General features: G+C 65.5%; 10 protein-coding genes. 6 read left to right on the top strand and 4 right to left on the bottom strand.

Features of this window, described 5'->3' with window-relative positions; translation table 11 throughout:
* Positions 1 to 619 (top strand): FAS1-like dehydratase domain-containing protein (locus tag IC66_RS0115465; protein ID WP_038948229.1); only part of this gene is annotated, 619 nt, incomplete at its 5' end.
* Positions 620 to 747: 128 nt separating this feature from the next.
* Here the strand turns inward: IC66_RS0115465 and IC66_RS0115460 are convergent.
* Positions 748 to 1266: a MarR family winged helix-turn-helix transcriptional regulator gene (locus IC66_RS0115460; protein WP_240536470.1), complete on the bottom strand. Its 519-nt coding sequence runs from the start codon at positions 1264 to 1266 to the stop codon at positions 748 to 750.
* A gap of 83 nt (positions 1267 to 1349) precedes the next feature.
* On the opposite strand from IC66_RS0115460, the gene IC66_RS0115455 reads away from it, so the two are divergent.
* The 3 genes from IC66_RS0115455 (at position 1350) to mdlC (ending at position 5336) form a co-directional block, all read left to right on the top strand.
* The gene (locus tag IC66_RS0115455; protein WP_244429117.1) at positions 1350 to 2303 is read left to right on the top strand and encodes an alpha/beta fold hydrolase; all 954 of its coding nucleotides are present in this window, start codon (positions 1350 to 1352) and stop codon (positions 2301 to 2303) included.
* 36 nt (positions 2304 to 2339) lie between these two features.
* On the top strand, positions 2340 to 3554 hold the full coding sequence (locus tag IC66_RS0115450) for an ABC transporter substrate-binding protein (protein WP_202948579.1): 1215 nt from the start codon (positions 2340 to 2342) through the stop codon (positions 3552 to 3554).
* Positions 3555 to 3707: 153 nt separating this feature from the next.
* Positions 3708 to 5336, top strand: a complete 1629-nt coding sequence (gene mdlC, locus IC66_RS0115445; protein WP_038948226.1) for a benzoylformate decarboxylase — start codon at positions 3708 to 3710, stop codon at positions 5334 to 5336.
* A gap of 153 nt (positions 5337 to 5489) precedes the next feature.
* On the opposite strand, the gene IC66_RS0115440 is transcribed toward mdlC, so the two are convergent.
* Positions 5490 to 6266, bottom strand: coding sequence for an SDR family NAD(P)-dependent oxidoreductase (locus IC66_RS0115440; RefSeq protein WP_028140404.1), 777 nt, complete (start codon positions 6264 to 6266; stop codon positions 5490 to 5492).
* A gap of 77 nt (positions 6267 to 6343) precedes the next feature.
* Between IC66_RS0115440 and IC66_RS0115435 the strand changes: the two genes are divergently transcribed.
* Positions 6344 to 6799 carry a MarR family winged helix-turn-helix transcriptional regulator gene (locus tag IC66_RS0115435; RefSeq protein WP_038948225.1) on the top strand — a complete coding sequence of 152 codons (456 nt, stop codon included), beginning with the start codon at positions 6344 to 6346 and terminating at the stop codon, positions 6797 to 6799.
* Positions 6800 to 6984: 185 nt separating this feature from the next.
* Here the strand turns inward: IC66_RS0115435 and IC66_RS0115430 are convergent, their stop codons facing one another.
* Positions 6985 to 7779 (bottom strand): SDR family oxidoreductase, encoded by a 795-nt coding sequence (locus IC66_RS0115430; RefSeq protein WP_038948224.1) that lies wholly within the window; start codon positions 7777 to 7779, stop codon positions 6985 to 6987.
* A 53-nt stretch (positions 7780 to 7832) separates the two neighbouring features.
* Positions 7833 to 8528: a PAQR family membrane homeostasis protein TrhA gene (gene trhA, locus IC66_RS0115425; protein ID WP_038948223.1), complete on the bottom strand. Its 696-nt coding sequence runs from the start codon at positions 8526 to 8528 to the stop codon at positions 7833 to 7835.
* Positions 8529 to 8706: 178 nt separating this feature from the next.
* Here trhA and IC66_RS0115420 point away from each other — a divergent pair.
* Positions 8707 to 9100, top strand: a 394-nt coding sequence (locus IC66_RS0115420) for a YcjX family protein (protein ID WP_038948222.1), incomplete at its 3' end; no start/stop codon positions are given.

Raw genomic sequence — 9100 nt, 5'->3', positions numbered from 1 at the left:
CCTGCCGCCGGTGCCGCTGCCACGCCGGATGTGGGCCGGCGGCGAGATCGAGTTCCTGCAGCCGCTGCAGGTCGGCGATGAATCGACTCGGACCTCGCGCATCGCCGACGTGCAGGTCAAGACGGGCTCGACCGGCACGCTGTGCTTCGTCTCGGTCGAGCACAGCATCTCCTCGCCGCGCGGCGTCGCCATTCGCGAGCGGCAGGACATCGTCTATCGCGAGATGACGAGCAGCGCGCCGGCTGGCGCCAAGGCCCCGCCTCCGCCGCCGAAGGCGCAGCACCGCGAGACCCATGTCTCCGACCCCGTGCTGCTGTTTCGCTATTCCGCGCTGACCTTCAACGGTCACCGCATCCATTACGACCGCGACTACGTCACCAAGGTCGAGGGCTATCCGGGCCTGATCTTCCACGGCCCGCTGCAGGCGGCGCTGATCATCGAGCTGGCCGCGAAGCTGCACGGCGGCGAGGCGCCGAAGAAGTTCACCTATCGCGGCCTGCAGCCGCTGTTCGAGGGCACGGAGTTCTCGGTCAACGCCAACGAGACCACTGATGGCATGGAGCTGTGGACCGCGAATGCGGAAGGGCAGCCGACGATGAAGGGCACGGCGGTTTGGTGAGGGACGTCCCGTCGTTCCGGGGCGGTCCGCAGGATCGGACCTCAGGTGCGCAAATTGCGCACCGGGGAATCGCGAGATTCCGGGTTCGCCTCGCGCCCCCCGGCATGACGCCGCCAGGAGCGCGCCCTTCACAGTTCATCGAGCGCCGTCCACTGCGGGACATGCTCGGCCAGCTTGTCGAGCAGACCTTCGAACACCTTGCGTTCGGACACGCTGAGGCATGACAGCATCGCCCGTTCGCGCTCGCGCAAGGTGGGGATGTATCTGGCATAGAGCGTGCGTCCGGCTGGCGTCAGATACAGACGCTGGCGGCGATTGTCGTTCTTGTCGACGTCGCGACGCAACAGCTTCTTCTTTTCCAGCGCAATGATCCCGCGGCTGATATTGGCCTTGAGATGACCGGAAAACTCGCAGATCTCGCTGGCGGTCACGCCCTCGCGAAAACTCAGGAAGATGAGCGTGACGATCTCCGGACGTGTGATGCCGAGCTCCATCTCGATCTTCCGAAACGACGGCTCACGGTAGAAATTCAGGACGTAACCCATCTTGTAGGCGATCCTGACTTCGGTGCCGCCGAGCACGTCCCTGGCGCGGTCGGCGCTTTCCCCTGAATTGGGCCGGGTCGCGTCTTTGCTAGATCGTCTCATATGTGACTTTCTCATTGCCTTTCGGATTGATCTCATCCTAACATCGCAGCGGAATAGAACAGAACTCTGGGAGATCGCCGGCTGTGAACAAGGCGGGACCCGTCGCGTCCGCGCGACGGAGGCATTTGCTGCGCGCGCAGGGGCCATCGTGCTTCTACGCAGGGACTGAGGTGCATCCGATCTATGTCGATCACGTCCGACCGCCCGAGGGCGGAACCGAGCGGACGCCCGTCGTGATGGTACATGGCGCTGCGCACACCGGCGCCTGCTACATGGCGACGCCTGATCTGCGGCCGGGCTGGGCGCCACGATTCGCAGGTACCGGCCGCCATGTGTTCGTGCCTGATTGGCCCGGCCATGGCCGCTCGCCACAGCGGGCGGATTTTCCGACGCTTGGCAGCGCCGACGTCGCCAACTCGTTGCTCGCACTGCTGGAGGAGATCGGCCCCGCCGTATTGCTGGTGCATTCCGCGAGCGGGCCGATGGCATGGTGGATGACCGAGCGACGGCCCGATCTGGTCCGCGCCGTCGTCGGCATCGCGCCGGGCCCGCCCGCCGATTTGCTGAAGGATCTGCCCGACGATCCGGCCGCGCTTGCAGCGCTACGCGACGACGCCAGCGCCGGTCGGCCGGTGCATGCCGCCGAGGATCGGCCCGTCTGGCTGAACGCCGAATTCGCCGCTTCTTCCTGGGCGAACACATCGCGATTTCCGCAACATGCGTTCAAGCACTATTTCGCGTCCATCGTGCCCGAAAGCCCGCGTATCCTGAACGAGCGCTTCAACATCGGCGGACGCGGCCTCCGCGTCGGCGATCTCAACAGACTCGGCAACCATCGCATCCTGATCGTCACCGGCGAGCTCGATCCGCGTCATCCACGCGAGGTGGACGCTGCGACCGCGGCCTATCTCGATGCCGACTTCATCTGGCTGCCGGATCGCGGCATCACCGGCAACGGCCACATGATGATGATCGAGGACAACAGCGATGATCTCGCCGCGCTGGTCCTCGATTGGCTCGATGCGGCCGGCTGCTGACCCGACAAGGCACGAGAAGATCAGGAGGAGATGAAGATGAGATCGAACCTGCTCGGCGCGGCCCTGATCGCGCTGATCGTTCCGATTGCGGCACAGGCGGAAGTCTCGGGTGGCGTCGTCAAGATCGGCGTCCTGACCGATATGGCTGGTGTAACCGCTAATGTCACCGGCAAGGGTTCGCTTGTCGCCGCCGAGATGGCGGTTCGCGAGTTCGGCGGCACCGTGCTCGGCAAGCCGGTTCAGGTGATCTCAGCCGATCATCAGCACAAGCCCGACATCGGCACCGGAATTGCCCGCCAGTGGTTCGATGTCGAGGGCGTGGATGCGATCGTCGACGTACCGAATTCCGGTGTCGCGCTCGCGATCCAGGGCCTCGCACGCGAAAAGAAGAAGATCGTGCTCTATTCCGGCGCGGGCACGACGGCACTAACCAACGAGCAGTGCTCGCCGTTCGGCGTGCACTGGACCTACGACACCTACGCGGTCTCGCACGGAACGGCCTCGGCAGTCGTCGAGGCCGGCGGTACGACGTGGTTCTTCCTCGCCGCCGATTATGCCTTCGGCCAGCAGTTGCAGAAAGACGCCAGCGACGTGATCGCGGCGGCCGGCGGCAAAGTGCTGGGCGCCGTTCGCCATCCGCTCAACACGCCGGATTTCTCCTCGTTCCTGCTCACCGCGCAGTCTTCCGGCGCCAAGGTCATCGGCATTGCCAATGCCGGTAACGACACCATCAATGCGATGAAGCAGGCCAACGAGTACGGGATCGTGAAGGGCGGGCAAAGTCTTGCGGCGATGATCCTGTTCTTGCAGGACATCCACACCATGGGCCTGGAAGCCGCACAGGGCACGTATCTGACGACGGCATCGTACTGGGACATGAACGAGGCGACGCGCGCCTGGTCGAGGGAGTTCATGGTGAAGACCGGCGCGCCGCCGTCGATGCTGCATGCCGGCGTGTACGGCGCGGTGCGGCACTATCTGAAGGCTGTCACCCAGGCCGGCACCGACGACGCCGAGCGGGTCGCCGCCGCCATGCGCGCGATCCCGATCGACGACATCTTTTCGCAGGGCGCGACGCTGCGCGAAGACGGCCGCGTGACACGCACGATGTATCTGGCCCGCGTCAAGAAGCCTTCGGAGTCGAAATATCCCTGGGACTATCTGGAGATCGTGCGTCCGATTCCATCGGAACAGACCGCGTGGCCGCTCTCGGAGAGCAAGTGCCCACTGGTCAAGGGCGCCACGCGCTAGCGCCCCAGCATCACACGCAGCCTCATCTTGACTTCGCCAAGCAATCCACCGAGAGGTAGGTTGCTTTTGCCTGTGCTCAAAGGCCAAGGCGGACAAATCGTCGCTCATGCTCGGCACGGCGACGGAACACAAGAAGATCAGGGGAGCCGTCCGATGTCGTCCCTCAAGCCCGCCGCGACAAAAAGCAAGTCCGTCACCGTCAAGCAGGCGACGCTCGACCTGCTGCGCTCGTTCGGCATCACAAAAGTGTTCGGCAATCCTGGTTCAACCGAGCTGCCGTTCCTGAGCGACTGGCCCGATGACATCGACTACGTGCTGGCGCTGCAGGAAGCCTCCGCCGTCGGCATGGCCGACGGATACGCGCAAGCGACCCGCAATGCCGGCTTCGTCAATCTGCATTCGGCCGCCGGCGTCGGCAACGCGCTCGGCAACATCTACACCGCGCACCGCAACCAGACCCCGCTGGTGATCACCGCGGGCCAGCAGGCGCGCTCGATCCTGCCCTTGCAGGCCTTCCTCTATGCCGAGCGCGCGTCGGAGTTTCCGCGGCCTTACGTGAAATACAGCGTCGAGCCGGCGCGGCCCGAGGACGTGCCGGCTGCGATCGCGCGCGCTTATTACACCGCGATGCAGCCGCCGTGCGGGCCGACCTTCGTGTCGATCCCGATCGACGACTGGGCGCATGCCTGCGCGCCGATCGAGGCGCGCAAGGTCAGCCGGGAAATCGGCCCCGAGCTTGAGCCGATGAAGGCACTGGTCGCCGCGCTCGGTTCCGCAAAGCACCCTGCCCTCGTCGTCGGCCCCGGCGTCGACCGCGCCGGCGCGGTGGACCTGATGGTGGGCGTCGCCGAGAAGGCGAAGGCCAGCGTCTGGGTCAGCCCGTTCTCGGCGCGCTGCTCGTTCCCCGAGCGGCATCCGCAATTCGCCGGCTTCCTGCATGCCTCGCCGGCGCAACTCTCCGACGCACTGCGTGAGCATGATCTCATCGTCGTGATCGGTGCGCCCGTGTTCACCTTCCATGTCGAGGGCCATGCCGCGATCTTCGATGGTAGCGCGACGATTTTTCAGATCACCGATGATCCGGATGCCGCGGCCGTGACGCCCGTCGGCACCAGCATTGTCGCGACGATGAAGCCGGCACTGAGCACGCTGCTCGACCTGCTGCCGGAGAGCAAGCGCGCCACGCCGAACGGCCGCACACTGCCGCCGGCGCCGCAAGCTGCCGATCCGCTGCCGGTCGAGTTCCTGCTGCATTCGCTGTCGCAGGCGATGCCGGATGGTGCGTCAGTCGTCGAGGAAGTGCCCTCGCACCGGCCGGCGATGCAGAAGTTCATGCCGATGCGCGGCCAGGACAGTTTTTACACCATGGCGAGCGGCGGCCTCGGCTATTCCCTGCCCGCCGCCGTCGGCATGGCGCTCGGCAAGCCGAACAGCCGCACGGTCTGCCTGATCGGCGACGGCTCGGCGATGTACTCGATCCAGGCGCTGTGGACCGCCGCGCAGCGCAAGCTGCCGCTGACCATCGTCGTCATCAACAATTCCGGCTACGGCGCGATGCGCTCATTCAGCCAGGTCATGCAGGTGCGCAACGTGCCGGGGCTGGAGCTGCCGGGGATCGATTTCGTCCGGCTCGCCGAAGGCATGGGATGTCACGCGGTGCGGGTGACGAAGGCGGCTGAGCTCGGCAAGGCGCTGAAGCGCGGGATGGCGTTTGAGGGGACGAGCCTGGTCGAGGTCGTCGTGGATTCGGCGGTGCCGGTGCTCTACGGGCAGAAGCATTGAGTTGTCGTCCCGGCGAAGGCCGGGACCCATACCCACAGGGAGAGGTTTGGCGAAGACCCGAAGTGGGCAGCTTGGTGCCACAACTACGGCCTGGGGTTATGGGTCCCGGCCTTCGCCGGGACGACATCGAGTTTGCCGCACCACCGCTGCCAACTACGACGCCAGAAATCCCCCGTCCGCCGCCAGCACGTGCCCGACGACATACGACGACGCATCCGACGACAGCCACACCACGGCCTCCGCCACCTCCTCCGGGCTCCCCATCCGCCGCAGCGGCAGGCCAGCACTCACCGTTGCGATGTCGCCGACGCCGGCGCGCAGCATCATGTCGGTGACGACGCGGCCCGGCGCGATGGCATTGATGCGGATGCCGCGCGGGGCATTCTCCAGCGCGGCCGAGCGCGTCAGCGAGATCGCGGCGGCCTTCGAGGCCGAATAGAGCGAGAAGCCGGGATTGGGATTGCGCACGCCGCTGACAGAAGCGTTGACGACGATGCTGCCGCGCCCTTGCGCCAGCATCGCCGGCAGTTGGTGGCGCAGGCACAGGAACAGCGCGCGGACATTGGTGTCGAACACGCTGTCGTAGATGTCAGTGCCCTGCTGTTCCAGCGGCGCGCGGCGCTCCTGGAAGCCGGCATTGTTGAAGGCGACGTCGAGCCGGCCGCAACGTTCGATGGCGGTGCGGACGAGGCGCGCGACGTCGTCCTCGCGCGTGATGTCGGTCTTGAGCGCGATCGCCTCCGCACCGAGCTCGCGGCATGAAGCGGCGGTCGCCTCGATCTCGGCCTCGCGCCGGCCCGCCACGATGATCGCCTCGGCACCCTCGGACGCCATCCGCAGAGCGGTGGCGCGGCCGATGCCGGTGCCGCCGCCCGTGACGAGGCAGACCTTGCCATTCATCCGCATCGCCGTCGGCAAAGCTCCGCCCATGGCTCACTCCAAAACGCTTGCGTGCGCCGCGTTGCGCCTATAGTTGTATGATACAACTATAGGCGAGGAGTCAAGGGATGGCCGAGCTTGCGCTCATCGACGACATTCGCGCCGCCTCGCGGTTGATGGTGCGCGAGCTCGGCTTCATGGATGCGACGGTGGCGGCCTCGGACTATCCGCCCTCGGCCGTGCACACGATCCTGGAGATCGGCATCCGCGGCCCGATGACATCAGGCGAGCTCGGCGATTTCCTGCGGCTGGAGAAATCCAGCGTCAGCCGCCTGGTGCGCAAGCTGATCGATTGCGGCGAGCTCAGGGGGACGCCGGATGAGAATGATGCACGCAGCAAGCTATTGTCGCTGACCGCGAAGGGGCGGCGCACGCTGGAGGGGCTGCACGCGTTCGGCCGGCAGCAGGTGCGCGGCGCGCTGGCGGCGCTGACGGCGGCGGAACAGCGCACGGTGCGCGAGGGCATGATGCTCTATGCGCGGGCGCTCAGGCAGAGCCGGGGGGAGGAGATGTTGCCTCGGTAACCACCGGTGTCGTCCCTGCGAACGCAGGGACCCATACCGCGTGATTTATCCGCAGGTGTCAGTACCGCGCGCAAGAACATCTACCAGTCTTCGCCAAACCTCTCCCTGTGGTTATGGGTCCCCGCGTTCGCGGGGACGACAGCGAGCTTTTGGCGCGAGTATACGTCAGCTCACCGACCTTACGGTCACTTCGCGAAATCCTCCCGCATCCTGGCCTGGATCTTGGCCATGCCGCCGATCCAGCGATCATAATTCTCGGTCTTCTTGCGCATATAGCCGAGCACTTGCGGATGCGGCAGGATCAGGAACGTCTCCTGCTCGAGGCCGGCGAGCACGTCTTTCGCGACCTGCTCCGGCGTGAGATCGCCGTCGCCGGATTGCGGGCCTTTCGGGATCGAGCGCAGCATGTTGGTGTCGACACCCTGCGGGCAGAGGATCGAGACCTTGATGTTGTCAGCCTTGTGCGAGATCGCGAGATTCTCGGCAAAGCCGACCGCGGCGTGCTTGGTGGTGGAATAAGCGGGGCTGCCGACCTGCGACAGCAGGCCCGCGGCCGAGATCGTGTTGAGGAAATAGCCACCGCCGCGCGCCTTCATGCGCGGGATCAGATGCCGCGCCGCATAGACATGGGCCATGACGTGGATCGCCCAGCTGCGCTGCCACGGCTCGTCGGAGGCTCCGCCGGCATTGACCGACATCGGATCGAAGCCGCCGCCGATGCCGGCATTGGAGCAGAACAGGGCGATGGGGCCGAACTGCCGCTCGGTCTCCTCGATGACGTGCGAGATGTCTTTCTCCTGCGCGACATCGCATTTGAAGGCCGCGCCATCCACCATGGCCGCAACCGCCCGCGCATTGGCGGCGTCCATGTCCGCGACGACGACCTTGGCTGCGCCCGCATTGTAAAACGCCTCGCACAGCGCCTTGCCGATGCCGTTTGCGCCGCCCGTGACGACCACGACCTTGCCGGTCACCTGCATGCGACGTCTCCTCTTGTCTTATACCGCTTCTTGGAAGACCCCCTGGGTCTTGCTCAGCTCAACATGAGGTCGAGCACCGCGGTATAATGGCACGCCGCGCCGGCCAACACAAAGCCGTGCCAGATCGCATTCTGGAAACGCAGCCGCCGCCAGGCATGGAAGATCACGCCAAAGCTGTAGAGCAGCCCGCCCGCAAGGATGAAGCCCAGCACCAGCGCGGGCAGCGCCCGGACCACGGCGTCGTAGAGCATCACGCCGCTCCAGCCCATCGCGAGATAGATGCCGACCGAGACGCGGTCGAACCGGCCGGGATAGAAGAGCTTCAGCACGATGCCGAGGATGGCGACGCACCAGACGCCGGCGAGCAGCACCAGCGCGAATCCGCTGTCCTTCACCTCGAGGATGAACGGCGTATAGGTCGCCGCGATCAGCAGATAGATCGCGGAGTGGTCGAACCGCCGCAGCAGCCATTTGGCCGGCGACACCGGCCAGAGATTATAGGTCGCCGACAGCACCAGCATCGAGAGCAGGCCGGCGACATAGATCGAGACGCCGACGATGTCGGTCGCATCGGCATAGATCGCCGTCAGCACCACCAGCACGGTCGCGGCGATGAGGCCGGAGAGGACGCCGATCGCGTGGATGATTCCGTCGGCGATCAGCTCGGCGCGGTCGTAATTCCAGCCCATCACGTCGGCTGCGGCGTGGACGGAGGTGGAGGCGAACTCTTTCAGTTGGAAGACGGTCATGGCAATCCGCAAGATGAGGCAATGTCCTCTTGTATGGGTCTTTCGGGATCGGCGCGTCGTTCAAACGGCTGATTTTCCGACAAAGACGGTGGAAGTATGGAGCTTGATTTTCTTCACGCAATTGCCACTTTTGTGATCGGTCACACAGTCCCGCCGCCCCCGATCCACTAACGTTCATATGGCATTCAGTTTCCAGGATATGGTCGAAGAAGCGCGCTTGTCCGCGCAGGCGCTGATCGACTATGGCGAGCACTTCTTCAACCCGACGGTGCGGTTGGGCGTTACCGGCCTGTCGCGGGCCGGCAAGACCGTGTTCATCACCGCGCTGATCCACGGCCTCACCCGCGGCGGCCGGTTTCCGGTGTTCGACGCTTACGCCTCGGGCCGGATCGCGCGGGCGCATCTGGCGCCGCAGCCCGACGATGCCGTGCCGCGGTTTGCCTATGAGAGCCATCTGCGCGCGCTGATCGAGGAGCGCCGCTGGCCGAACTCGACCGTCGACATCAGCGAGCTCAGGCTCGTCATCGACTATCAGCGCCCGAACGGCGCCGACCGCACGCTGACACTCGACA

This window comes from Bradyrhizobium genomosp. III (assembly GCF_000261705.1).
Classification (GTDB): domain Bacteria; phylum Pseudomonadota; class Alphaproteobacteria; order Rhizobiales; family Xanthobacteraceae; genus Bradyrhizobium; species Bradyrhizobium ottawaense.
Note: the sequence above shows the minus strand (reverse complement) of the source record. Positions and strands in the feature narration are given on the sequence as shown.

Coding starts and splice junctions, on each gene's coding strand:
- IC66_RS0115435 (WP_038948225.1), top strand. CDS start 6,344: ATGGCCGAGCTTGCGCTCATCGACGACATTCGCGCCGCCTCGCGGTTG.
- IC66_RS0115450 (WP_202948579.1), top strand. CDS start 2,340: ATGAGATCGAACCTGCTCGGCGCGGCCCTGATCGCGCTGATCGTTCCG.
- IC66_RS0115440 (WP_028140404.1), bottom strand. CDS start 6,266: ATGGGCGGAGCTTTGCCGACGGCGATGCGGATGAATGGCAAGGTCTGC.
- IC66_RS0115430 (WP_038948224.1), bottom strand. CDS start 7,779: ATGCAGGTGACCGGCAAGGTCGTGGTCGTCACGGGCGGCGCAAACGGC.
- mdlC (WP_038948226.1), top strand. CDS start 3,708: ATGTCGTCCCTCAAGCCCGCCGCGACAAAAAGCAAGTCCGTCACCGTC.
- IC66_RS0115460 (WP_240536470.1), bottom strand. CDS start 1,266: ATGAGACGATCTAGCAAAGACGCGACCCGGCCCAATTCAGGGGAAAGC.
- trhA (WP_038948223.1), bottom strand. CDS start 8,528: ATGACCGTCTTCCAACTGAAAGAGTTCGCCTCCACCTCCGTCCACGCC.